This window comes from Spirosoma panaciterrae DSM 21099 (genome assembly GCF_000374025.1).
GTDB lineage: Bacteria > Bacteroidota > Bacteroidia > Cytophagales > Spirosomataceae > Spirosoma > Spirosoma panaciterrae.
The window spans coordinates 110,631-136,163 of sequence record NZ_KB893179.1; the positions used below are offsets into that span (position 1 = coordinate 110,631).

Annotated in this window: 20 protein-coding genes and 1 tRNA gene; 15 read left to right on the top strand and 6 right to left on the bottom strand. The window is 49.2% G+C overall.

Translation table 11 applies throughout. From position 1 onward, the window contains the following. Positions 1 to 19 precede the first annotated feature (19 nt). A complete protein-coding gene (locus B153_RS0110765) occupies positions 20 to 487 on the bottom strand; it encodes an RrF2 family transcriptional regulator (RefSeq protein WP_020596713.1) in 468 nt (155 codons plus the stop codon). A 446-nt stretch (positions 488 to 933) separates the two neighbouring features. Between B153_RS0110765 and B153_RS0110770 the strand changes: the two genes are divergently transcribed. Together B153_RS0110770 and B153_RS0110775 are read left to right on the top strand one after the other, a co-directional pair. Then, a complete protein-coding gene (locus B153_RS0110770; protein WP_020596714.1) occupies positions 934 to 4,158 on the top strand; it encodes a TonB-dependent receptor in 3,225 nt (1,074 codons plus the stop codon). A gap of 299 nt (positions 4,159 to 4,457) precedes the next feature. Continuing rightward, a complete protein-coding gene (locus tag B153_RS0110775) occupies positions 4,458 to 5,174 on the top strand; it encodes a hypothetical protein (RefSeq protein WP_020596715.1) in 717 nt (238 codons plus the stop codon). Between the two features lie 255 nt (positions 5,175 to 5,429). Here B153_RS0110775 and B153_RS0110780 read toward each other — a convergent pair whose 3' ends face one another. Together B153_RS0110780 and crcB are read right to left on the bottom strand one after the other, a co-directional pair. Beyond that, complete coding sequence (locus B153_RS0110780; protein WP_020596716.1) at positions 5,430 to 6,845, bottom strand: M14 family zinc carboxypeptidase; 1,416 nt, start codon at positions 6,843 to 6,845, stop codon at positions 5,430 to 5,432. 41 nt (positions 6,846 to 6,886) lie between these two features. Continuing rightward, the gene (gene crcB / locus B153_RS0110785; protein WP_020596717.1) at positions 6,887 to 7,276 is read right to left on the bottom strand and encodes a fluoride efflux transporter CrcB; all 390 of its coding nucleotides are present in this window, start codon (positions 7,274 to 7,276) and stop codon (positions 6,887 to 6,889) included. A gap of 122 nt (positions 7,277 to 7,398) precedes the next feature. On the opposite strand from crcB, the gene B153_RS0110790 reads away from it, so the two are divergent. Both B153_RS0110790 and B153_RS0110795 read left to right on the top strand, forming a co-directional pair. Beyond that, positions 7,399 to 8,700, top strand: a complete 1,302-nt coding sequence (locus B153_RS0110790; RefSeq protein WP_020596718.1) for an APC family permease — start codon at positions 7,399 to 7,401, stop codon at positions 8,698 to 8,700. A gap of 69 nt (positions 8,701 to 8,769) precedes the next feature. Beyond that, positions 8,770 to 10,650, top strand: coding sequence for a heparinase II/III domain-containing protein (locus tag B153_RS0110795; RefSeq protein WP_020596719.1), 1,881 nt, complete (start codon positions 8,770 to 8,772; stop codon positions 10,648 to 10,650). An 8-nt stretch (positions 10,651 to 10,658) separates the two neighbouring features. On the opposite strand, the gene B153_RS0110800 is transcribed toward B153_RS0110795, so the two are convergent. The 3 genes from B153_RS0110800 to msrB all read right to left on the bottom strand — a co-directional run bounded on the left by B153_RS0110800 (position 10,659) and on the right by msrB (position 15,444). Then, complete coding sequence (locus B153_RS0110800) at positions 10,659 to 11,942, bottom strand: D-alanyl-D-alanine carboxypeptidase/D-alanyl-D-alanine-endopeptidase (RefSeq protein ID WP_020596720.1); 1,284 nt, start codon at positions 11,940 to 11,942, stop codon at positions 10,659 to 10,661. A 13-nt stretch (positions 11,943 to 11,955) separates the two neighbouring features. Then, positions 11,956 to 14,583 carry a T9SS type A sorting domain-containing protein gene (locus B153_RS0110805; protein ID WP_051097257.1) on the bottom strand — a complete coding sequence of 876 codons (2,628 nt, stop codon included), beginning with the start codon at positions 14,581 to 14,583 and terminating at the stop codon, positions 11,956 to 11,958. Between the two features lie 453 nt (positions 14,584 to 15,036). Beyond that, positions 15,037 to 15,444, bottom strand: a complete 408-nt coding sequence (msrB, locus tag B153_RS0110810) for a peptide-methionine (R)-S-oxide reductase MsrB (protein WP_020596722.1) — start codon at positions 15,442 to 15,444, stop codon at positions 15,037 to 15,039. Positions 15,445 to 15,616: 172 nt separating this feature from the next. On the opposite strand from msrB, the gene B153_RS0110815 reads away from it, so the two are divergent. From B153_RS0110815 to trpB, 11 genes are all read left to right on the top strand, one after another. Next, the gene (locus tag B153_RS0110815) at positions 15,617 to 17,530 is read left to right on the top strand and encodes a RecQ family ATP-dependent DNA helicase (RefSeq protein WP_026262062.1); all 1,914 of its coding nucleotides are present in this window, start codon (positions 15,617 to 15,619) and stop codon (positions 17,528 to 17,530) included. Between the two features lie 144 nt (positions 17,531 to 17,674). After that, a complete protein-coding gene (locus tag B153_RS0110820) occupies positions 17,675 to 18,142 on the top strand; it encodes a DUF2141 domain-containing protein (protein ID WP_020596724.1) in 468 nt (155 codons plus the stop codon). 78 nt (positions 18,143 to 18,220) lie between these two features. Further along, a tRNA-Pro gene (locus B153_RS0110825) sits at positions 18,221 to 18,297 on the top strand. Positions 18,298 to 18,504: 207 nt separating this feature from the next. Beyond that, entirely contained in the window at positions 18,505 to 19,944 is a 1,440-nt protein-coding gene (locus B153_RS0110830) for an anthranilate synthase component I family protein (RefSeq protein WP_020596725.1), read from the top strand. A gap of 114 nt (positions 19,945 to 20,058) precedes the next feature. Further along, positions 20,059 to 20,625, top strand: coding sequence for an anthranilate synthase component II (locus B153_RS0110835; RefSeq protein WP_020596726.1), 567 nt, complete (start codon positions 20,059 to 20,061; stop codon positions 20,623 to 20,625). Next, positions 20,622 to 21,302: a class I SAM-dependent methyltransferase gene (locus B153_RS0110840; protein WP_020596727.1), complete on the top strand. Its 681-nt coding sequence runs from the start codon at positions 20,622 to 20,624 to the stop codon at positions 21,300 to 21,302. The genes B153_RS0110835 and B153_RS0110840 overlap by 4 nt, the downstream gene beginning before the upstream one ends. 33 nt (positions 21,303 to 21,335) lie before the next feature. Then, positions 21,336 to 22,322 (top strand): anthranilate phosphoribosyltransferase, encoded by a 987-nt coding sequence (trpD, locus tag B153_RS0110845; RefSeq protein WP_020596728.1) that lies wholly within the window; start codon positions 21,336 to 21,338, stop codon positions 22,320 to 22,322. Between the two features lies 1 nt (position 22,323). Beyond that, positions 22,324 to 23,148: an indole-3-glycerol phosphate synthase TrpC gene (gene trpC, locus B153_RS0110850; protein ID WP_020596729.1), complete on the top strand. Its 825-nt coding sequence runs from the start codon at positions 22,324 to 22,326 to the stop codon at positions 23,146 to 23,148. After that, entirely contained in the window at positions 23,145 to 23,789 is a 645-nt protein-coding gene (locus B153_RS0110855) for a phosphoribosylanthranilate isomerase (RefSeq protein WP_020596730.1), read from the top strand. The genes trpC and B153_RS0110855 overlap by 4 nt, the downstream gene beginning before the upstream one ends. A gap of 57 nt (positions 23,790 to 23,846) precedes the next feature. After that, on the top strand, positions 23,847 to 24,077 hold the full coding sequence (locus B153_RS0110860) for a hypothetical protein (RefSeq protein ID WP_020596731.1): 231 nt from the start codon (positions 23,847 to 23,849) through the stop codon (positions 24,075 to 24,077). 252 nt (positions 24,078 to 24,329) lie between these two features. Next, positions 24,330 to 25,529, top strand: coding sequence for a tryptophan synthase subunit beta (trpB, locus tag B153_RS0110865; RefSeq protein ID WP_020596732.1), 1,200 nt, complete (start codon positions 24,330 to 24,332; stop codon positions 25,527 to 25,529). The last annotated feature ends 4 nt before the right edge of the window (positions 25,530 to 25,533 follow it).

A 25,533-nucleotide genomic window follows, 5' to 3' on the forward strand; every position in this document is an offset into this window, starting at 1 on the left:
ACGCTTCCTTTTTAGCTGTCTATTTTGCCACTTCTGCAAGTTCGGGACTAGCATCCCCAACGGCTTCGGTCGCTCCTGTAGCCTGGAAGGTCAGTAACGATGTATTTTCGTACACACTCAGATTGGCATCCCGAACACGCTCCATAATCGGACGAAGCGCACAGGTCACTTCATCATCGCAATCGTCGCATTTTACGTAAAAGTTAAACGACACGCAGGGCGTTGGTGCAATGGGGCCATCAATTACCCGTAACACCTGTGCCAGATTGACACGGCTCGGATCGACACGCAGCAGATACCCTCCTCCTTTGCCCTTCTGGCTTTGCAGAATACCGTGGTTACGGAGTTCGAGCAGAATAGCTTCCAGAAATTTTTTCGGAATATTTTCCTTGGCTGAAATGTAGGAAATCAGCACAGGACCTTTTCCGTATTCCTCGGTCAATACTTTAAGGGCTTTGATAGCATATTTCGCTTTCTTGGAAATCATTGTTACGGTAGTTAGTGGGTAAACGTATATGTTTAGGAGTTACAGTAAAGCACTTTGGGTATTGCAAGGGACCAAATTACTAAGTCATTCACAGCCAGCCAAAAACTAATCCAACTTCGTATTAAATATTTCATTTTTTCATTTAATACCGAGAGCTGCTACAAGTTTAATGCCGAACGCTCGAAAACAGCCTAAAAGTTCATCGATTTAGTCGAGTATTAGACGGAAGCACGCAAAGCAGGTAACAAAATCATTTCGTAAATTTTTTGCGCTTCCGTCAACCAGACCGATTAACCCTCTTTTTGAGGATGTATAACCAATAGGTTATGTACTAGAAGCCGTTCTTAACAAATTCTTAACTATGCCCAAGGGCATCATAACATTTGCTTAACACGTAGCGCGCTGATTTCCATGAATTTTGCACCGAAATCAATGCGCTTTCGCAAATGAAGTCAATCGTATCTACCTTATTAGTACTAGTCGTTTTCATCGCCACTGCTTCTGTCGCCTGGGCGCAGGTTACTACCAGTGGTCTTAGCGGTCTCATCACCGATTCAAAAAAAGAAGTCTTACCAGGCGCTACTGTTCAGGCTGTTTATACACCAACCGGAACCAAATACGCTGCCGTAACGGATATTGAAGGTCGTTTTCGCATCAATAACATGAATGCTGGCGGCCCTTATCAGGTGGTTGTCACGTATGTGGGTTACAACACCGAAACGCTGTCAGACGTAGTACTTCGGCTGGGTGAAACGACCCAACTGAATCTGACGCTGCAGGATGCCAGTGCTCAGCTTACCGAAGTGGTGATAAAAGGCAGCCGTGAAGGTGAACGCCAGGGCGCAGGCAGTAGCATAAACAGCGAAGCCATCCGTCGGTTACCAACCATTTCGCGCAGCCTGACCGACATGACCCGGCTTTCGCCCCAGGCGAATAACAACAACTCGTTTGCCGGAACCAACTTCCGGTACAACAACGTAACCATCGACGGAGCCATCAACAACGACGCGATTGGCTTTAGTCCTTCGCTGGGTGGTTCAACCGGAACGTCGGGGCAACCCGGTTCCAGCACCCGTACCAACCCCGTCAGTCTGGACGCTATTCAGGATATTCAGGTGGCGGTGGCGCCCTTCGATGTTCGGCTTGGCAACTTCCTGGGGGGCTCCGTAAATGCGGTTACCCGGAGCGGTACGAACGAAGTAACGGGGTCTGTATACGGCTTCGGTCGGAATGCTACGCTGACCGGCTCCTGGAATGGTGCTTCGGATACTAAAGAAAAACTCCCCAACACGTTTTACGAATACCAGACGGGAGTTCGGGTTGGTTTCCCGATCATCAAAAACAAACTGTTCTTCTTTACGAACGAAGAAATCACACGTCGACAGGATCCCGTTCAGTTCCAGGCAGGTACGCCTAGCTCATTGATTAAAGACGCAGCTGTTGCGCAGCAGATCAGCGATTTCGTAAAAACCAACTATGGCCTCGATGCAGGTTCGTTTGGCAACTATTCGATTTATTCCAACAGCACGAAATTCTTCAACCGGCTGGACTGGAATATCAACGATAAAAATCAGTTGACAATTCGGAACAATACGGTGTTCTCGGAAGCAACGAACCTGGAGCGTGATGCCGCTAACTTCCGTTTCGGCAGCATCGACTTCAAACAGTCGAATAACCAGACCAGCACCGTTGCCGAATTGAAAAGTCAATTCAGTGGCCGGGCATCGAACAGCCTGATCGTGGGTTATTCGAGCGTTCATGATTTCCGAAACACCCTTTCCAATGTTCGGACGTTCCCGCAGGTTGAGATTGGCTACAATGGTGGCACAATCTTCTTAGGAAACGACCGGGAAGCGTCGGTCTTCAACCTTCGGCAGAAAACCTTTGAAGTGACGGATAACTTCACGTTCTACGCGGGCAAGAACACCTTCACCCTCGGCACGCATAACGAGTTGTACACGATTGATTACGGCTTTGTCAACTCACCCAACGGACGGATTTCATACCGCTCAGTCGATGAGTTTCTGGCCAAGTTGCCCAACCGGGTTCGGGGAAGCTATCCTTTTGGCGATGCGACCAACAATCTGGATAATCAATTCAACAATCCGTACGCTCATTTCAACGTCAATCTGTTGAGCCTGTATCTGCAAGACGATATTCAGCTTACCGACCGGATCAAACTGTCGCCGGGTATTCGTCTGGATTATACCGGACTGCCCAAAAAGCCTACGCTTAGCTCGCAGGTAACGGCTTCGGCAGGAGATGTCGCCAACTACGGCAAAACCTATTCGTATACGCCACTCAATCAGATCACAAACTCGTATCTGAACAACGTTCAGATTTCACCCCGCTTAGGCTTTACCATCGATGCCAAAGGCGATAAGAGTCTGATCATTCGCGGTGGTACCGGCCTGTTCACGGGTCGGGTTCCATTTGCCTGGTTAGGCTATGCCTTCTACAACAACGGGGTTGGTTATGGTGCGTATGACTTTAACAACAATGCTACGGCGGCTACCAAACTGGTTGGCGATCCGCTGGTTCCGAATGGGGCCTTGCTTATCAACAACAACCCAGCCAATGGCGGTGTAACCCGTACGCAGGTCGACCTGATCGACAACAATTTCAAGATGCCACAGATGTTCCGCAACAACATTGCGGTCGACTACACGGTAGGTGGCTACAAGTTTACGGTGGAAGGGTTGTATACCAAAGTGATCAACGACCTGAAGTTTATGCAGGTCAATACCAAAGATGTGGTTCGGTACTACAGCTACGATACCCAGCAGCAACAGCCTATTTATGTAGCCGCCAACGGAACAGCCGGAGCGCAGCGTATCGATAACAATTTTGCGAATGCCTACATGCTGACCAATACCAACAAAGGCTATCGGTACAGCCTCACGGGCCAGATTCAGCGGAATTTTCCGATGGGCTTCGGTTTCTCAACGGCCTACACCTACGGCAAATCCTTCGACCTTACTAACGGTATTCGGAACTCAATGGAATCGAACTGGCAGTTGAACCAGTCGCTGACGCCAAACGATCCGCAACTGGCTTACTCGAACTTCGACATTCGCCACCGGATTGTGGGTACGGTCAACTACCGCCAGGTCTGGAATCCACGCAATGCCACTACGGTTACGTTGTTTTACTCGCTGCAATCGGGCGCGCCTTTCTCGTGGGGTTACGTAAACGCAACGGTCGATGGTACGGGCCAGGCCAACAGCTTAGCCTACATTCCACGCGATCTGGCTGAAGCCCAGAAATTACTGCCAACGGGTTCGCAAGCCACCGATTTCATGGCCTTTGTTGAATCCGATCCGTATCTGAAAACCCGCAAAGGAACATTCACCGAACGCAATGGTGGCCGTACCCCCTGGAACAATACGATGGACCTGCGCTTTCTGCACGAGTTCAAGCTGAAAGGTCGTCAGTCGATCCAGATCAGCTACGACATCATCAATTTCCTGAATTTGCTGGACAAGAAGCTGGGCTACTACTATTTCTCGCCCAACACTTTCAACTCGACCGCATCGATTGGCCTGGGCCGGGCAACGAACCCCGCAACAGGTGACCCAACCTTTACGTGGTCGCGCCCATCGGCTCCTTACTCCATTGACCCACTCAGCTCGCGCTGGCAAATGCAACTGGGCGCCCGATTCAATTTCTAATCAGAATTTTTCAATATTACAGAAACACCCGGCTTTTGCGAGTCGGGTGTTTCTGTTTAGTCCTCATTTATATTTCAGCTTCCGAATACCGTCCTCCTTAAACTTTTTACTAATCTGCTCTATCTTGGTGCATTCTTAATGTTAATCTCTTCGCATGACGAATAAACTCAACTTATCCATTTTTGCTAGTTCTAAAGAATCTATTGATTGTCGCAATTCCAAAATTGCCTCTATAATTACAATTTCGACCAAGATTCATCCAAAAGAATTAACAGAAATTTTAAGTTCAATACTCCTATATGACTACAGCAGAAGAGATTACAAAAGACCTAGAGAAATTTAGGAATTGGCAAATAATACTGATGGTAGCAAGCGGTCTTGCCTCTGCTTGTGGAGCATGTATGGGCTTGCTTGGTAACAAGGATGCTGCCACCTTGTCAACGGTATTAGGTGCCCTTTGCGCCTTTGGAGCCACCTACTTCGGCAACAAAACAAATGGAATCTCAAGAAATTTAATCCTAGAGAATAATAAGTTAGCTAATGAAAACATCCGTCTATCAACAGAGATTAAAGGACTTACAAGTGGAGGGGATAGCTTTGGGTATCTTACTATAATCCCTGAAAATGACAAGATTTCAGTAACTTTTTGGTCTTGGGGGGAATACCCCTTGTACAATGTTTCTATCAGAATCTTTGATAATACAAACAATCAATCAAGTAATCGTCATTTTGTGATGACATCGCCTACTTTCACTATAGAAGAGGTAAATTCAAGACAATATGTAAAACTAGGCACAATACCATTCGCTACCAGAGACAATTATGATATAAAAATATACTGTGAAGCAAGAAACCAACGATGGTGTCAACAACATAAAATCGTTCGAACTCCAGAGTTAGATTTGCAAGCCAACGCTAAAACGTACTATCAGAAGTACACTGTTTACTCAGGAAACACCTTCGAGGGTAAAGAGCTATTTTCAATAGATGGGCAAATATTAGTTCCTAAAGACTAAAAAAGTAAACTTTAGCTAAGCCGCTTTTCGCAATTTACAGTATCGAAACAGTACTCAGCCCTATAAAACCACAGATTAGCAACAGCCAAAAGAAAAAAGCCAGCGCAAAGCCCTGGCCTTTCATGCGACACCAATATGAAAATGTATAGAATGGCTTAGCGGAAATTAGCCAACCGACTACAGGACAAAGCTACCCCTCAGTTGTTACCTCAACATTACGCCAGTATTACGCTTGAATTATCCTTAGCCAATGCATCAGTCAATCACGCCATTTTGCGGGCTGCCAGCACTGGTGGCAACGTCTTTCCAGAATCCATTGACAAACTGATACTGAATCTGATCGCCTTTTTTGAGCAGAAACGTAGGGATCTGTTCCAGTTGAAGCGGCTGAGCGGGCAAGTCGCCTTCGTACAGGAGATGAACCTGCTGAGCCGGAAACTCTTTTTTGCTGGATTTTCGGAGCTTAAAAGCCACTACACCATCCCGTCGTAAGGCGGTCAAGTCCAGCTTTGCCAGGTCAACGACGGTATCCAGTGTTTCGGGATATACCTTAGCCGGAACGAGGGTCAATCCAGTGGCGTCGATCTCATCAATGCCGAAGAAGGTCGATAAATCGCCGATGTCTTCAATAGTGCTTTTGTACTGAAACGACCGGGCCGCGTCGTCACTAACCTCATTATGATTGATCCCGACATCGACTATAACCGGACGGCCTTCGCGCATGACGGTAGCATTCCGAATCAGTACATCGAACAAGGCACGGCCATTCTCCGGAATGGCCTGGTAATCGGCAATGGGTTCCTGTTTGTACGACCCATCGGCAATCTCCTTCAACGCTGTTAAAATAGCCACAAAGTTCAGCTGCCGAATCGCCATTTTCTCCGAATCCCCTTTGTACCCGCCCGACTCAATCAAAATCAGGGTTGTGCCCCACTTCTGAATGTTATCGCCAAAAGCACGGGGTTCAAACTCATCGTCGTACCGGGCTATTTGTCCGGGTATAAACTGTTGCAACACCCGGTTCATACCTACGATTAGCTGCATCGACCGCTGCCGAACCTCATTCACATTCCGATCTTCGTCGTAAGCCGTTGCCAGAAACGACACAACGGCCTGCTTACCTGTTTTTCCTACACCATAACGTGGATTCTGATCGTGCAGGTTGAAACCTACCAAAGGCTTTAGCGTCTGTTGTAGGCTTTTCAACAAGGCTCCTTCGGGAGTTTGTAATCGCAGCGCATCCCGGTTCATGTCGATGTCGGTAGCTGTCCGACGCTGAAACCGCTCGGCCCCGTCAGGATTAAGCATCGGCACGAAATGAATCGTCATCTGGCTCAGAATAGATTGCCGTAACGCATCGAAACCGTCGTTTTTAGCCTGAAGAAACTTGAAAATATCGAACAGCGCCATGGTAGCCGTAGCTTCATCGCCATGCATCTGGCTCCATAAGAGGATGTTCGTTGCGCCCGTTCCTGCCTTTACTTTATAAATGGCCCGGCCTTCCAGCGACGCACCAACCTGGCTAACCGACAAGGGTTTTCCCAGTCCATTTAGCAGAGGAACGATATCCTTGTGTTTGAACCGACGATGGGTAAGGGCTTTTTCTTTGAACGTCTCGTGCGCATCGAATAACCGACGCGATAATTCCTGTGCCTGAAGGGCTGAACTCATTAGTGAAAGTAAAATAATTGCGATGTACAGGTGTTTCATGTTTATAGGCCTTTTCCAAGAGTCAACCCGCCAGCCGACGCCAGTAAGCAAAACAGGACGTTTAAGCTGATATTGAGCAAGGCTGCTGCAAGGCGACCATTTTGCAGGAGAACGACTGTATCATAACTGAAACTGGAAAATGTGCTGAGTCCTCCGCAAAAACCTACGCCAATCAACAGACGGGCCTCGTCGCCAGCCGCCCGATTGATTACCCAGCCAACCACAGCGCCCAACACAAAACTAGCCAGTACGTTCACGAGCAAAATAGCATTGGGAAATGGTGTACCGGAAAATGTAGCCGGAATCAGTCGACCAGCCCAATATCGCAGCAGGCTTCCCGCTCCGCCCCCCACAAAAACCAGTACAGCCGGATGTGTCAGCAAGATTCTCATACCGACAAACTTACGAAAAAACAGGATTGACGCCCGTTTGCAGCCAGACACCTCACTGACCGACGAAAGTTTTTGCTATCATTGTGAATTACGTGTACGGCACAGCCAACTCTCCCATACGAATGGCCCAGAATCAACTCAAGAAATTATTAGGCGTCGGCTTTGGCGTGGCGGTTACCATTGGCGGGACAATAGGTACGGGTATTTTACGGAAGCCCGGCCCCATTGCCCACGACATTGGCAACCCAACGCTGATCATTGCCGTGTGGTTGATTGTGGGTGTATATGCGCTGGCCGGGTCATTGTCGGTGATGGAGTTAGGCACCATGTTGCCCAAGGCGGGTGGCTGGTATGTGTTTGCCCATCGGGCCTTCGGCAATTATGCCGGGTTCATCATCGGCATCAGTAGCTGGCTGGGGAGTGTATCGGCTATGGCGTTTGGAGCGGCTGTCATGAGTGAATACACAGCTCTGTTATTTCCTGAAGCTATTGCCTACCAAAAAACCATTGCCATTGGTATTCTGGTACTTTTTGTCGTCTTTCACTCAGTGGGTGTCCGTCTGGCCAGTAAGGCGCAGGAAGTAATGAGCGTATTGAAAGCCGTCGGGTTGCTGGCTTTCGTGATTGTATGCTTCACTATAACCCCGAAAGAACCCGTTCTAACGACAAATGCGATTCGGCCTCTGGCCGAAGGGGGCGTGTGGCTGGGTATTCTGGCCGCTCTACAGTCCGTTTTCTATACCTACGACGGCTGGCATACGGCCGCGTATTTTACGGAAGAGGATGTTGACCCCAGCCGGAACCTGCCGAGGTCGATGATTAGTGGGGTCCTGCTGATTATTGGCATTTATATTCTTGTCAATCTGGCTCTGTTGTATGTGCTACCCTTGCCAGTGCTGGCCAGTTCTAAATTACCAGCCGCTGATGCCGTTCAGCTTTTGTTCGGTTCCGGTAGTGCTCAGGTGGTTACGTTTCTGCTGATGATCTCGATTATGGGCATCATCAATGCACAAATCATGTTTAACCCCCGTGTTATTTTCGCCATGGGCCGCGATGGCCTTTTCTTTCGGTTTGTGAATCAGGTCAACGCGGGAGGAACGCCAATGAACGCAACCATGCTAACCGCAGGCGCATCGATCCTGATGATTTTGACGAACACGTACGGCAAGCTATCCGATATTGCTACCTTCTTTTTCGTGCTTTGCTATGCTTCGGCTTTTGCGGCCCTGATTCGCCTACGCCAAACCGAACCGGATCTGCCCCGACCCGTGCGGGCCTGGGGCTATCCATTCTCAACCGGGGCCCTCCTGGTAGCCTCGCTGGCTTTTTTGATCGGAGCTGTTATTGGCGATTTTTCGAGTAGTATGTATGCCATCGGCTTCATCGTTGTCAGCTATCCCGTCTATTTACTCATCAAGCGGTAAGTCTATAGGTAATCTACCCCTATTTATAGCTTATACAACGTAACGCTCAACTTAACGTTGTTAACTGCTATGAATCGTACCTGTTTCTGCGTATTTAGCCTATTCTTCCTGACAACGATTTCGCTCTACGCGCAGGTCAATCATCTGGCAAACGCCAATAAACTCCCAGTGCATCCCCGCTTACTGCTGGTATCTGGCGAAGAGGAAGGCATAAAACGTACAATAGCTGCCGACAAAACCTGGAATAGTCTGCATCAGGCCATGCTGGTCACCTGCGATGAACTGGTGGAGAAAGCTCCGCTTGAACGCATCAAGATTGGCCGACGATTGCTGTCGGTATCCCGCGAAGCCCTCCGTCGAATCTTTTATTTGTCTTATGCCTGGCGGCTGACCCATCAGGATAAATACCTGAAACGAGCCGAAAGGGAGTTATTGGCTCTTTCAGCCTTCGACGACTGGAATCCAACGCATTTTCTGGACGTAGCCGAAATGACAATGGCCGTAGCCATCGGCTACGACTGGCTATATACCGATTTATCCGAACCATCCCGATCAGCGATCAAAGACGCGATTCTGAAGAAGGGACTTGAGCCGTCGCTCGATACCAAATACAATAGCTGGCTGAAAGCCTCACACAACTGGAATCAGGTCTGTAATGCCGGTATGACCTACGGTGCGCTGGCCATTGCCGACGATCAGCCCGAATTAGCCAAAACGATTGTAAACCGGGCTATCGAGGCTGTCGTATTGCCCATGAACGACTACCGACCGAATGGCGCCTATCCCGAAGGCTACAGTTATTGGGGCTACGGAACCAGTTTTAATGTGATGCTGGTCAGCGCGCTCGAAAAAGCCTACGGAACCGATTTTGGCCTGTCGAAGCAGCCCGGTTTTTTGCAGACAGCGGCTTACATGGAAAACATGACCGGCCCATCGGGCAATGCCTTTAACTACTCCGATTCAGGTTTATCGGGCGAACTACAGCCAGCCATGTTCTGGTTCGCCCAGAAGCAAAACAACCCATCCTTACTTTGGGTAGAACGCGGTCGACTGATGAGCACCGACCCCAAACGACATACTGGCGAGCGGTTGCTTCCGGCTATCATGCTGTGGAGCAACGGCATTGGTATGTCGGCCATCCCTGAGCCGAAAGCAACAGTATGGACTGGTGAAGGCAAAAATCCAGTTGCCCTGATGCGTACATCCTGGTCAGATCCCGCAGCCATTTTTGTGGGGCTGAAAGCGGGAAGCCCTTCGGTCAATCATGCCCATATGGATGTTGGCTCGTTTGTCATGGAAGCTGATGGTGTGCGCTGGGCTATGGATTTCGGCATGCAGAATTACGAATCGCTGGAATCGAAAGGCGTCGATTTATGGAATAGTAAGCAGGATTCGCAACGGTGGCAGATTTTCCGATACAACAACTTTACGCATAATACCCTCACGGTCAATAACCAGCTTCAGCGTGTGACCGGGAAAGCCTCCATTATCAGCTCGTCAGCAAATCCATCGTTTCTGAATGCGCAAACGGATTTGTCGGACGTCTATAAGGATGCATTGGCAAAAGCGGTTCGGGGCGTGGCCATTATCGATAAAGCGTATGTCGTGGTTCGGGATGAACTGGAAACCCTATCCACCGAAACTACAGTTCGCTGGACTATGCTTACCCCGGCTTCAGTCAATCTTTTGGGTGGGAATAAAGCGGAACTAACGAAGGACGGAAAAAAGCTGATTTTAGAAGTGGTTGAACCGGCAGGTGTGACCCTAAAAACCTGGTCGACCGATCCTCCCCACGACTATGATGCGGCTAATCCGGGAACGATACGGGTTGGTTTTGACATTAACCTGCCCGCCAGCAGCAAAACGGCTTTAACTGTACGGCTCCTTCCCGAAAAAGCTGTCGATAACCCCCAGACCAGCATTCAGCCTTTGGCAAACTGGCCGCGCTAAAAATGGGCTTAAAATTTCTCATGAATTTCTTTCAGCAATTCGCCTGTTCGTCGGCGCATCTCGCTTACGGTTTGGGTAAAATTATTATGCATAATACTGAAGTATAGCACTTTACCCGAACGCACGAGCACATACCCACTCAGATTATAGACACCTGTCATCGAACCGGACTTGGCAAATACATACGGCTTACCAGGCATGGATAAGCTCCGCAATGTTCCTGATTGCCCCGCAGCGGGAAGTAAGGCAAACAGCCGCTGTTGAGGAACTGTGGCATAGATACGTCCGAGCAAATCGATCAGCACATTCGGGGTAAACAGATTATAGCGGGATAAACCCGACCCATCGACCCAACGGGCTGGTAGCTGCCCTTCGTGAGCTACTGGAAAACGGAAAACACTATCCACCATCTGGTGCAGTTCCGAAACAGGGGCCAGGCTACCGACATTCCGTTCAGCCGAAACCATAAACAGTACCTGCTCGGCAAACTGGTTATCGCTCACGTACAACATCCGTTTGTATAACGAATCGGTTGAAGAGCCGCGCAGAAGCCGAGCGTTAGCCGAAATGGGGGCCTTGACAATCCCGACAGGCCGGTGGAGCGTATCGGCCAGTAAATGAGCCGCCAACTCCGCCGACCACCGGAACGGCACATCCTGCCGGGCAGGCTTCTCCCCTGCCGATTGCGTAAACTGATTGCTGAATTCAGCCCTTCGGATACCTACAGGTGCTTTTTCTCCCGAAACCAGATGTACGCTATCGGCCAATCGACGGGGGCTTATTTTCCCATTTCTAAAGCGAACCACGTTTCCATAAATGGGTAGCGGGGCTAACTCGGGTGAATAATCGTCGTTGTAGTCGTCCCAGGCCCAGCCGGGTCCAAAACGGGGGCCATCGTAGTTGGTGGGGGAGAAAAACAGGCGTTCCGGCCGATTCCGCAAAAAAGCCAGTGCTGTTGTATCAGCCAAATCGGGATGCAACAGCAGCGGGTTGCCCGTACCCCAGAAAATCAGTGAATCGTGCCGGACCGAGTAGCGCAGAACCGGCAGCGAATCGCGTAGCGAAAGTAGCCCGGCGTAAAAGCTGAACAGTTTTGTATTCGATGCGGGAGTGAAGGGCTTGTCGGCGTTGTGTTGGATAAGTGCTCGTTGCTGCACCGGATCATACAAGGCCACGCCCGTAAAATGATCGGTATAGACTGGTTTGGTGCGCAACTCAAGGCTAATACGCCGGGCAGGTGAGCACCCTACAATACTCCAGATCAACAGCAAAGACAGGTAAAATTTCATCATGGGAACACAGATCCTATTCTCCGTTCGTAATAATAACCTTCTTTGTCAAAATTACCTCGCCTGCCGCCAATTGCACAAAATACAATCCATTCGGCAGATCGCTTACATCTACCCACCGATCCAGTTTTTGCCCAGCCATTTTGATGGTCTCTTGGCGTAGCGACTGCCCGGTTAAATCTCGGATCGTTAGCCCAATATCAGAAACAGATTTGGGGAAACCAGCCTGAATCCGTATTTGCCCATTACTTACCGGATTAGGGTATACGTCAAACGTGGCTGCAACGACGGGCTCAGCACCCAGTACGACGGGCGGGGGTGGTGCCTGGATACGTAGGTTGTCAATTGACCAACCCCATCCATACGATAACTGATCGGCAAACAACCGAAACCGAATCAGGATTTGTTCGCCCGCTTTAAACGCGCTTTGGGGCTTCAGCAACGGAATGAGCCGCTGTCGATACAGAGCCGGGGTCCCTACGGCTTCCGAATTCCACTCATTGTATGAACCTCCCACCAAATACAGATTATACCAGGTCAGCCATTCTTTTTTATCGACAGAGCTATAGGCATCTACAAGTGGCTTCCAGCTTTGGCCGTTGTCGTTGGAACCTTCTACAACCACATAATCGTAAAAATTCGCATCGCCCAACTTACTGCCTGTTTCGCCTGGTTCAACCAGCACTATTTCGTCAAAACGAATCGTTGCACTATCGGGATTCGCTTTGATTCGGATGGGCGATAGGAGCCGGTATTCATAATTAGTCTGTAACAGGAAATCACTGCCATTGCGATAGGGATGCTCCGAATGGATAGCCGGATTACTAAACCCGGTTGGCGTGGCGATGCGGAACCCATACCCTGCAAAATCACCGGCAGATGACGAAGCCTCAAACGTATTGATGTACTGGTCAAGCACTGGCTTTGGGGCTACAATGGCCAGTTCATAAAACCCGGATGCGGGGCTTACGGACTGATTTTTAGCCCGAGCTGCATCCTGAGCAACAATCCGGTAGGTAATCTTATCGCCCACTTTTAGGGTATTAGCCGGAAAATCAATTCGTCCTGCATAAACACTATCGACATCAACAGCATTGACTTTTAGCGGATTGTACCGTAGCGGTATAGTTGGTTGAGCAACGCCATTGATCTGATACTCGACATAGGCACTGGCAACCCCGCTTCGATCGTCGGCGATACGAGCATAGATAGGCAGACTATCGGCAACCGTTGTTGAAAATATCGTATTCTTGGATGGGCTGTACCGTATAGTTGGTGGCACATTATCGGGGCCAACAAACACATGGTTCCAAAGCTGCGATCCTGCAACGTTTTTACCCGGATTGGTGTAGGAACGCCCGAGTATATCCTGGGTCTGAAAATAATACCAGGTATCGCCATTGGCCTGAGCAGCCGGTAGTGTATACCGATAATCACTGGTTGTACCCACCTGCGTCATATCGACAAATGTAAACGTAGTATCTGTGGCAGTGGGCGCCTTTTTTCGATAAAAAAACCGAACCGAACCGGGCATCAGCGTCGTATCGCTGATTACGCGGGCATTGAACACCAGATCTTTCTGGTCTTCTGTATTTTTGATGGGATCATGCAGCACCGACGTGGTTTTCCACTCCAGATCGGTCATGAACTGCAAGACCAGCGGTCCCGGCGTGTGAATCGATTCGCCCAGCGCCAGTTGGGGCGTCATCAACGAATTGATGTTGCCCGGCGGGTATTCCCGTTCGTCAAGATGATAAATACTGGCAGCGCGTGTGTATTCGTAAGGCACCCACACTTTAAGTCGCTGGGCAGACGTCTGTTTGAGATTAGCCCCGTTCAGATACAGGTTATAGCCCGCCAACTGGAATTTTAGCTCGACCGAATTATTAGGAAAGTCCTTCGTTGAGGTGACTAATCGTTTGCCCTGCCCTGTTTCCAGAAAATAATCATAGACCGAGGGCAAGGCTTCCATATACACGCCATTATCGCCCACCAAACCAAAGAAACCAATAAAGCCCAGCGCATGGCCCAACTCATGGAGCACGACTGTAACCAGATCGGTCTGATTTTTCAGCGGTTTTCCATCGGTGCCGTAATACCAATCATTGTTCCGGTTAAAATCAGCCACAATATCCGCATCGCTCGGGTCATTCAATTGACGACGGGCAATCTTTTCGGCCAGGGCAATGGGATAAAATGCATAGTTTTTCTGTGCGCCATCCACGTTATAGCGATACGAAGCCGGACCAGCCGAACCCAGCAAATTAGGCTCATCGTAAATCCAGTTCGCTTTAATTCGAATAGGTACGGGCGATGAAATCAACGTCGCCCAAATATCGACAGCATATTGAAAGGCCGTTCGGGCTTCGGCTGTAAAGTTGGTATAGTCGACAATAAACTGGGCTTTGGGCGCTGCCAGCCGACCATTAGCACCTAACCGCTTCAGAAAGGCATCGGGAGCCGCTACATGCGTCGATACTTCGCGATTGTCTTTGTAGTAGTTGATTTTCGACCCGGCCAGCGTAACACTACGTGGTGCTACTACGCTGGGATACGCTTTTGATGAATACACTGTTTGAGCAAGCACCGGATTTGCCAAAAACCAAATCAGACCAAGCAATCCCAGCCACTTCCCGTACTTCATATCAATCGTATAGTTCAATCCATACAAATCTCGGTTCTGGTTACTGATTAACAAGGCCGCAGAATAAAATCATCATTTTATCGTCATTTGGTTGTGATTGTCATTGAAGCTGTGAACCTGTTTAGGGTTTTGAAAAAAGGATAAGAGTTGAGCGGTTTTGTCATCCCGACGAAGGAGGGATCTTCTGTAGCTGGAAGTTTTTCAGCTACAGAAGATCCCTCCTTCGTCGGGATGACAAAAATGCTCTCGAACTGAAACCCTAAACAGCTTCTATTTAAACTTTTGGGAATAGCCTCTAAATGAGCACTTTTGGCATTCCTCGTTCGACTCCGCGTCCCGGTCGGAATGACAAAGATGGCCTCGGTAGAAAAGTTTAAACAGCTTCATTCATTGTCATTAGTAGTTTACTTGCTTTTAATAACCGACGATCAATTACCATCCAATGACCATAAATTAAGCAGCTTCGGTTGCCCGTTTAAGCACCAGGGCTACCGAGTTCAGACAGTACCGGAGCCCATTTGGAGGTGGACCGTCGTTGAATACATGGCCGAGGTGCGCGTCACAGATGTTGCACAACACCTCCACCCGAAACATACCGTGACTGAAGTCTTTTTCCAGGCGAATCCGGTCTTCCTCAATTGGCTCCGTAAAACTTGGCCAGCCCGTACCTGATTCAAACTTGGTTTTCGACTCAAACAATTCGGTTCCGCAGCATACGCAGGCATAGATTCCCGGATCGTGGGCTTCACAATATTCGCCCGTAAAGGCCCGTTCTGTGCCTTTCTCCCGCGTTACCCGATATTGCTCCGGCGTTAGAATTTTACGCCACTCTTCGTCCGATTTAATGACTTTCTGAATCATAATCCTTTTCGTTGGTCTGTACGAATTTAGTTCTATTCTTAAAACTACCTGCTCCAAACTTCTGTTTCCAAACCGTAAATTCGCGCAATAGTCGATAGGCGAAAGGCGGCAACCACGCACGTTTTCGTTTCTCTGTTATCGACTACTGACCAACAACTTTCAGCTGACTCTTTTGACAACCCGGCAGATTTTACAACACTTTTGGGGATACGACAACTTCAGGCCCATGCAGGAAGATGTGGTCAACACGGCGCTGGACCGTCAGGATTCGCTTGTGCTGATGCCAACAGGAGGTGGTAAGTCGATCTGTTTTCAGGTGCCGGCCCTGGCCATGAAAGGGGTCTGCATTGTGGTAACGCCCCTTATTGCGTTGATGAAAGATCAGGTCGAACAGTTACGGCGACGGGGCATTCCGGCAGCAGCCGTGTATTCGGGCATGCACTACCGCGAAATTGACGCCATCCTGGACAACTGTATTTATGGCAACACGAAGTTTCTGTATGTTTCGCCCGAACGACTGCGAACCGAAATCCTTATTGAGCGGGTAAAGCAGATGACGGTTTGTTTGCTGGCTGTCGATGAGGCTCACTGTATTTCGGCCTGGGGGTATGATTTCCGGCCACCGTACCTGCAAATTGCTGAGTTTAGGGAGTTAATCCCCGAAACGCCCATTATTGCCCTGACCGCTTCGGCTACTCCCGATGTACAAACGGATATCGTCGATAAACTGGCCCTTCGCCAACCAACCGTATTTCGGCAAACCTTTGCCCGTCCCAACCTTTCTTACTCGGCGGTATCCGAAGAGAACAAAGAAGCCCGGCTGCTGCGTGTGCTGCAAAACGTACCAGGCTGTGCCATTATCTACGTGCGTAGCCGGAAACAAACCCAGCAGATAGCCCAGTGGCTCAGTCGTCAGGGAATTTCGGCCGATTTTTATCATGCCGGACTGACCACGCAGCAACGAACCGAAAAACAGGATGCCTGGATTCAGGATCGTACCCGTGTTATGGTAGCGACCAATGCCTTCGGTATGGGCATCGACAAGCCCAATGTTCGTGTTGTGGTGCATCTGGATGTGCCTGATTCGCTCGAAGCGTATTATCAGGAAGCTGGTCGGGCCGGGCGAGATGGTCAGAAAGCCTATGCCGTTATGCTCTACGCCCCCAACGACCTGAACAAACTCCAGCTACGGGTAGAGCAACTGTATCAGCCGGTCGATATGCTTCGGCGGGTGTATCAGGCACTGGCCAATTACACGGCGGTTCCGGTGGGCGGAGGAGAGTTCAGCAGTTACGATTTCGACCTGGGCGCTTTCACCAGTACATTTGGTTTGCCCCCTCAGGAAACCCATTACGCGCTGAAACAACTGCAGCTCGAAGGGTTCATCCAGCTCAATGAAAATTATTTTCATCCCTCCCGGCTGACTTTCGTGCTCGACAATCGGCAGTTGTATGAATTTCAGGTGATGAACCCAACGTATGATTCCTTTTTGAAACTCTTACTTCGGATGTATGGGGGCGAGTTATTTACTGATTTCGTCACCATTTCGGAGTCGACGCTGGCGCGGACGTTTCTGCTCAATCAACCTGAAATTGAGCAACTTCTGAAGCAGTTGCATGAACGCAATGTGGTCGTCTACGAAAAGCAGAAAGATAAACCGCAACTGACCTTTTTAACCCCACGCTTAGACGCTACAACCCTGCCCATCAACATTCAGGAGCTGAACCGACGGAAAGAGCTTGCCTTACGGAAAGTTCAGGCAGCGATTACCTATACCGAACACCCCACCCAATGCCGTACCCGATTACTACAAGCCTATTTTGGCGAAAAACCGGGCGACCGCTGTGGCATTTGTGATAATTGCCTGAAACAGAAAAAAGCGTCGGAAGCGGCTGCAATGACCGTTCGCAAACAGGTGCGCGACTATGTTGCTCTGGCCAATGGCCCGGGGGTATCCCCTAAACAACTGGCGCAACACTTCGCCTATACCGACACTGGAATCCTGGCCGAAACTCTAAAATTGATGCTGGCCGAAGAAGAAATTCGCTACACCAAAACCGGCAATCTAACCTTGAATATAGCATGATTTCGTTTGCTAAACTACCCAGAGAAACCTGTAATTAGCCTTATTATTGCTGTTTGTCCCTAAAACGTGCTGTTTATCCCAGCTATTTGCTAGGCAAGCAAAAGGCGTCTAGGTTTGTCTAAACGAAACAATCAACACACAACTATGAAAACGATACTCGTTGCCCTTTTTGCCAGCCTTCTTTTTATAACCAATCTTAGCAAGCCCTGTCTGGCCCAACAAACCCCATCGTCAACCACTGCTACGGTAAGCAACACGTATTCGTTATCGGTTGTGATTCACAATGTCAATAACCGAACGGGGAAATTATACGTTGGACTAGCCAATACCCCAGCCAACTTCAGTGGTGAATCCCTTCAACGAAAAGTGATCGACGTACCGGCTTCGGGTGAAATTACCTGCGTCTTTGACGGATTGGCTCCGGGTCGGTATGCTGTCCGTCTTTTTCAGGATTTAAACGACAACAAGAAAATGGACTTTTCGGGTCAAATGCCTGCCGAACCGTTTGGCTTTTCGAATGTAGCCATGCTCATGGGTCCACCCGATTTCGACCAGTCATCGTTCGACCTAAACGAGAACAAAAGCATTCGGGTACGGGTACTTGAAATGTAACAAGAACGAACCTGGAGAAAAAAATCATCTTCTGCTTGACCGAACGAAAATAAACCGTTTATATTTGTGCCCTCAATGCGGGGTGTAGCGCAGCCTGGTAGCGCGCTACGTTCGGGACGTAGAGGTCGTGGGTTCGAATCCCGCCACCCCGACCAAGCAAATGACTATTAATGACCACACAAGTGGCTATCGATACAATGAATACTGCGGTTAACAACATGATTTGGTGGTGGCACTCTCCTACGTTGGGATGAGGGTTGCCGCTATTGTTGTTTACCAACAAATTTTGCTAAAGGCTCACCGTCATCCCGGTGAGCCTTATTTTTTTCCATTTCTCCGAACCATTGACAGATACAACTAGCATGACAACCGACTTTCCGCCTACAGTAACCTACCGTATTGTCAGCCGACATAAACGAATGCTGGCCGACATCATCACGCCCGTGAGCATTTACCTGCGTATCCGCGACCGATTCCTCAACAGCATCCTGCTCGAAAGTTCGGACTATCACGGCAACGACAATAGTTATTCCTATATCGCTTTTGATCCGGTAGCTCGCTTTTCGTACGACAACGCCCGCTTGACTGTACAGCTACCCAGCGAATCGGAGCAAGTGCGGGAATTACCGATTCAGGAAATGCGACCGGCTTTGCAGCAGTTTAAAGACTGTTTTAAACACGAAAAGTCGAAATTTCCCTTTATCACCAATGGCTTGTTCGGCTACTTCGGTTTTCCGGCAGTGCAGGGCTTTGAAGATATTAACCTCCACGCACCCGTACCGACCGAAAATCAAATTCCGGCAGCCGTTTTTACGGTATATCGCTACGTGCTGGCCATCAATCATTTTAAAGACGAGCTTCATCTGTTTGAGCATAGCTATTTGCGTGATGGCGACACTGAGCCCGAAAGCACGTTGGACTACATCAGCGATCTGATCACCAGTCGTAACTACCCCATTTATTCCTTCAACACCGCAGGGCCTGAGCAATCCAATTTTACCGACGATGAATTCCGGGCGGTTATTCAGAAAGGGAAAGATCACTGCTACCGGGGCGATGTATTCCAGATCGTTCTTTCCCGTCGGTTCTCCACGCCATTTGCAGGTGATGAGTTTAACGTTTACCGAGCCCTTCGCTCGCTGAATCCGTCGCCCTACCTGTTCTATTTCGATTACGGCAATTACAAGCTGTTTGGCTCATCGCCCGAGTCGCAAATTGTGGTAAAGAACCGGAAGGCAACCATTTATCCAATCGCCGGGACTTTCCGACGAACGGGCGATGATGTTCACGATGCCGAACTGGCGCAAAAACTGTACGACGACCCCAAAGAATCGGCCGAACACGTAATGCTCGTCGACCTCGCCCGGAACGACCTGAGCCGCAATTGTGATGTGGTCAAAGTCGAGACGTTTAAGGAAGTACAGTACTATTCACACGTCATTCACCTGGTATCTAAAGTAGTAGGCGACCTGACCGAATCAGCCGACCCACTTCAGATCGTAGCCGAAACCTTCCCGGCAGGCACGCTGTCGGGCGCACCCAAACACATGGCGATGCAGTTGATCGACCGTTACGAAAACATAAGCCGTAGTTTTTATTCGGGCAGTATTGGCTATATGGGCTTCGATGGGGAGTTCAACCATGCCATTATGATTCGGACGTTTATGAGCAAAGACAATACGCTGTATTATCAGGCCGGAGCAGGTATCGTAGCCAAGTCGGTCGTTGAGAGCGAATTGCAGGAAGTACACAACAAACTAGCGGCTCTTCGTACCGCCATCGAACAGGCAAAACAATTATAACGTATTCGAAGCGAGGGGTTAGCTGTGAGAATACCGGACCACTTAGGCTGACGCAAAAGGCTGCAACCAGATGGATTCTCACTCCTCACACCTCGCTCCTTACTCCTGAAAAAAATGAAACTTTTAGTCTTAGATAACTACGATTCGTTTACGTACAACCTCGTGTACATCTTACGGGAGCTAGGCCATAAGCCCGACGTAATTCGGAACGACAAGATTGCCCTGGAAGCTGTTGGTCAGTATGACAAGATCATGCTTTCGCCGGGGCCGGGTATCCCTTCCGAAGCGGGTATTATGCAGGATCTGGTTCGCCAATACGGTCCTACCAAAAGTATTCTGGGCATCTGCCTGGGCCATCAGGGTATTGGCGAAGTGTATGGGGCAACCCTCGAAAACCTCGGCGATGTGCTGCACGGTATTGCTCACCGGGCTACCATTACTGATCGCTCCGAACCCTTATTTGCTGGTATACCAGACGAATTAACCGTTGGCCGTTATCACTCCTGGACGGTGGTACCCGATTCGATGCCCACCGAACTTCAGATTACGGCTGTGGATGAGAACGGTCGGGTCATGGGTTTATCGCATAAACAGTATGATGTGCGCGGTCTACAGTTCCATCCGGAATCGGTACTCACCGAAAACGGGGTGAAGATGATTGAAAACTGGTTGGCCCTATGAAACTGGCCGAAATTGTCCCCTGGGGCAGAACGCAGGAGGAATATCGACGAATGTTCAACCTCACCGATGCCGATTTAGGCAAGCGGATATTGGGCGTAGGTGATGGCCCGGCCAGTTTCAACGCCGAGCAAACAGCGGCTGGCGGTTCGGTTGTTTCAATTGATCCTGTTTATGCTTTTTCGGCCCAGGAAATTGAAAAACGGATTGAGGCTACCTACCACACCATTATCGAGAACGTACAAACCGATGAAGCGCAGTACAACTGGACTTTTTTTCAGAACCCGGATGAATTAGGCAGGGAGCGTATGAAAGCCATGAACCATTTTCTGACTGATTACGAAACCGGCAAACAGCAAGACCGTTACCTGGTCTATGCCTTGCCCAGGCTGCCTTTTTCAGACCAGTCATTTGATTTGGCCTTATGTTCACACTTACTCTTTCTGTATTCAGAACATTTATCGGAAGCGTTCCATCAAACAGCCATCCAGGAGTTAATGCGCGTGGCAAATGAGGTTCGAATTTTTCCATTGATCTCACTGACTGGAATCCCCTCTCCTTACCTGAATCAGGTTTTGGCTGATTGTCGGTCCCAACACATTCAGGCGGAGGTCGTACATGTTCCCTACCACTTTCAAAAGGGCGCTTTTCAAATGCTTCAATTAACCCGAACAGCCTAGCCATTAATTCTGCTTTTTATACAGTATTTACGCATGAAAGCCATTCTAAATCACCTATTTGAATACAAGTCGCTGACGAAAGACCAGGCCCGTGAGGTACTTCTGGGTATTGGTCGGGGCCAATACAACGCAGCACAGATCGCTTCGTTTCTGACTGTTTATATGATGCGCAGCCTGAAACTCGAAGAACTGGAAGGTTTCCGCGATGCGATGCTCGAACTCTGCCTCCCGGTCGATCTGGTGGCTTACGATCCAATGGACTTATGCGGTACCGGGGGCGATGGCAAGGATACGTTCAATATCTCTACCTTGTCGTCGTTTGTGGTTGCAGGGGCTGGGCAATGCGTAGCCAAGCATGGCAATCACGGTGTATCGTCGCTGGTGGGTTCATCGACGGTTATGGAGCGACTCGGGTACAAGTTTACCAATGATGTGAGTGAATTGCAGCGTAAAATGGAAACGGCCGGTATCTGTTTTCTGCACGCCCCCCTCTTCCACCCCGCTATGAAAAATGTGGCCCCCATCCGCAAAGATTTGGGTGTAAAAACATTTTTCAATGTACTCGGCCCCATGATTAATCCTGCCAAACCTCAAAAACAGCTTGTTGGGGTGTTCAGCCTTGAATTGGCGCGATTATATGCGTACCTTTATCAGCAAACCGACAAGCAATTCATGATTTTGCATGCGCTGGATGGTTACGATGAGATTTCGTTAACGGGGCCGTTCAAAGTCATTAGTAATCAGACAGAACAGGTCGTAAAGCCAGAACAGTTAGGACTGGATACGTTAACCCCCGAATCGTTGGCAGGTGGCCAGACCCTGGATGAATCGGCACAGATCTTTATGAATGTATTGAACGACGAAGCAACGCCTGCACAGAAACAAGCTGTTTTAGCCAACTCAGCGATGGCACTACTGGCAGCCGGAAAGGCCAACACGCAGGAAGAAGCTGTCGCTATAGCCCGCGAATCGCTGGAGAGCGGACGTGCGTTGGCAAGTTTTAAGAAATTGATTGCATAAAATGACCATTCTTGATCAAATCATTGCCCAGAAGCGAATCGAAGTAGCCCAGCGAAAAGAAGCTACGCCCATAGCTGTGCTGGAACAAATGCCTGACTTTAAACGGATCGGCCTATCAGCGCGGGATGCGGTACAGGAATTCCGTTCGTCGGGTATCATTGCGGAATTCAAACGTAAGTCGCCTTCCAAAGGGATTATCAACGACAAGGTCGATGTAGCCGAAACCACACAGGGCTATGTTCGGGCCGGAGCCGCCGTTCTTTCGGTTCTGACCGATGAGCCCTTTTTTGGTGGCACACCTGCCGATTTACAGGCAGCGCGTCTAGCCAATCCATCCACTCCGATTCTTCGCAAGGATTTTGTGATTGATCGGTACCAACTGCTGGAGGCCAAAGCCTGGGGAGCCGATGTCGTTCTATTGATTGCCTCCTGCCTAACGCCCGACGAAGTGGCCGATCTAAGCCTACAGGCCCATGACCTGAGCTTGCAGGTTTTACTTGAGGTTCACGACGAAGAAGAGCTTGACCGCAGTTTCAATGTCAACGTTGATCTGGTGGGTGTCAACAATCGTAATCTCAAAACGTTTACGACCTCTATCGATACATCGTTGCGCCTGGTGGAGCGGATTCCCGACACAGTTGCCAAAATTACCGAGAGCGGGCTACATGATGCCGATACCATGCTAACCTTATTCCGGGCGGGTTTCGATGGGTTTCTGATTGGCGAAGCGTTTATGAAAACAGCCGATCCAGCCGCAGCTTTACAGCATATAGTCACTGATTTTACTTCACGCATGTCCACTTCTACAAACTTGTACAGCTCATGAAAATCAAAGTGTGCGGTCTGCGCGACCCAAACAACCTGAAAGAAATTGCCGCTTTACACCCTGATTTTATCGGATTTATCTTCTACGATCAATCCCCCCGTTTTGTCGGCGAAGAGTTAGACGAAGAAGTGGTCAAATCGCTGCCCCGCAGCATACGTAAGGTAGGTGTGTTTGTCAACGCCAGCCCGGACACCATTCTGCGGACGGTGAAGAAGTACGATTTTCAGTATGTGCAGTTACATGGCAACGAAACGCCCGACTATTGCCGAAGCCTACGAAATCGCGGTATTAACATCATCAAAGCGTTCCGGGTTGATTCGTCGTTCAACTTTTCGATGCTGAACAACTACAAAGCCCAGTGCGACTTTTTCCTGTTCGATGCCAAAGGCGACCAACCTGGCGGCAACGGTATTACCTTCGACTGGACCATTCTGAGCCGATACGACAATGAGAAACCGTTCTTCATCAGTGGCGGCATCGGACTGGACAATCTCAGCCAGTTGGATACGCTGAAGGGTATGAAACTTTACGGTGTTGACGTCAACAGCCAGGTTGAGATTGAACCGGGTATCAAGGACGTCGCCAAAGTGAAAGAACTGATCGACCGTGTACGGCCTGTGGAGGAAGAAGAAACGGTGTAATTCAGCAGAAAATCATTCTGAACCTAAGTTTGTTTTGCTATTAAACAACTTACGCTAATGGAAACGACGAAACAGGTAGAAGGTGAAATCCCTCCTATGAAAAAAGGGCAATTGAACATTTATAAACCTAGCGATATAAAACGTTGGGGTGTTCAGCGGTTTCTTGAAGAAACATCGGTTAAGGAACCTTTCCTACTAGAATTTCCTGAATTTACCGACCAAGAAAACAAGCGAATGGACGCACTATTAGCCGAAGGAGATAAGGGTAAAGAAGTATGGTTCTATTAAAAAGATTGTTGGCCTGCTTTGTCTTTATGGTGATTCTATGGCTAACTCTCTCCTATTTGGGGCTAACCTGTAGCACCATCATTCTACATAACTTCATTGGCGACACCTGGATTCATCTCTCAAATCATGGATTAAGGTTTAACTGGAGCCGCTATTTTGTTACAATCACAAGCCTACTTTTATTCCTCACCATCGAGACCATAGCTATTATTTATAGCAAGTCCAAGGGCTTGTTTAAACGTTGAAGCTATCATGCAAACCACTCTTGAACCCCAAACCTCTTTCGAGGTATCTGATAAAGGATTTTATGGCCACTTTGGCGGAGCCTTCATTCCGGAAATGCTCTATCCAAACGTTGAAGAACTACGCCAGAACTACCTCAATATCATTAACGACCCGGCGTTCCAGGCTGAATTCTGGCAATTGCTTGAAGATTATGTAGGTCGACCAACGCCTTTGTTTCTGGCTAAGCGACTATCCGAAAAAGTAGGCGCAACGGTGTACCTCAAACGCGAAGACCTGTGCCATACGGGTGCTCATAAAGTCAATAACACCATTGGCCAGATTCTGGTAGCTCAACGGCTTGGCAAAAAACGAATTGTAGCCGAAACTGGAGCAGGTCAGCATGGTGTGGCGACGGCTACGGTCTGTGCCCTGATGGGTCTCGAATGCATCGTTTATATGGGCAGCATCGATATGGAGCGCCAGAAGCCCAATGTAGACCGAATGCGGATGCTGGGTGCTACGGTAGTTCCGGCCACGTCGGGTAGCCAGACCCTAAAGGATGCGACCAACGAAGCCATGCGGCACTGGATCAACAACCCGGTCGATACGCATTACATCATCGGCTCGGTAGTTGGGCCGCACCCCTACCCCGATATGGTTGCCCGTTTCCAGTCGGTCATTTCCGAAGAGGTAAAGAAACAACTCTTTGCAAAAACAGGGCGCCAGAACCCAGATTACGTAGTGGCCTGTGTAGGTGGAGGCAGCAATGCCGCCGGCGCGTTTTTCCATTACCTCAACGAGCCAACTGTTCGTCTGGTAGCGGCCGAAGCCGCTGGACAAGGCGTAACCTCGGGGCATTCGGCTGCCACAACGGCACTGGGCAAACCGGGTGTACTGCACGGCAGCCGAACCATTCTGATGCAAACCGAAGATGGGCAGGTTATTGAGCCGTATTCGATTTCGGCGGGGCTCGATTATCCGGGTATCGGTCCACTGCACGCCCATTTGTTCGATTCGGGCCGGGGCGATTTCTATGCCATTACCGACGACGAAGCCCTGCAAGCCGGTTTTCAACTTAGCAAACTGGAAGGTATTATTCCCGCACTGGAATCGGCCCATGCTCTGGCAGCTCTCGAAAAAATGAATCTTCAGCCCGATGATGTTGTCGTTGTTTGCCTTTCAGGCCGGGGCGATAAAGATTTAAGTACGTACTCAAAGCATCTGTAAAATG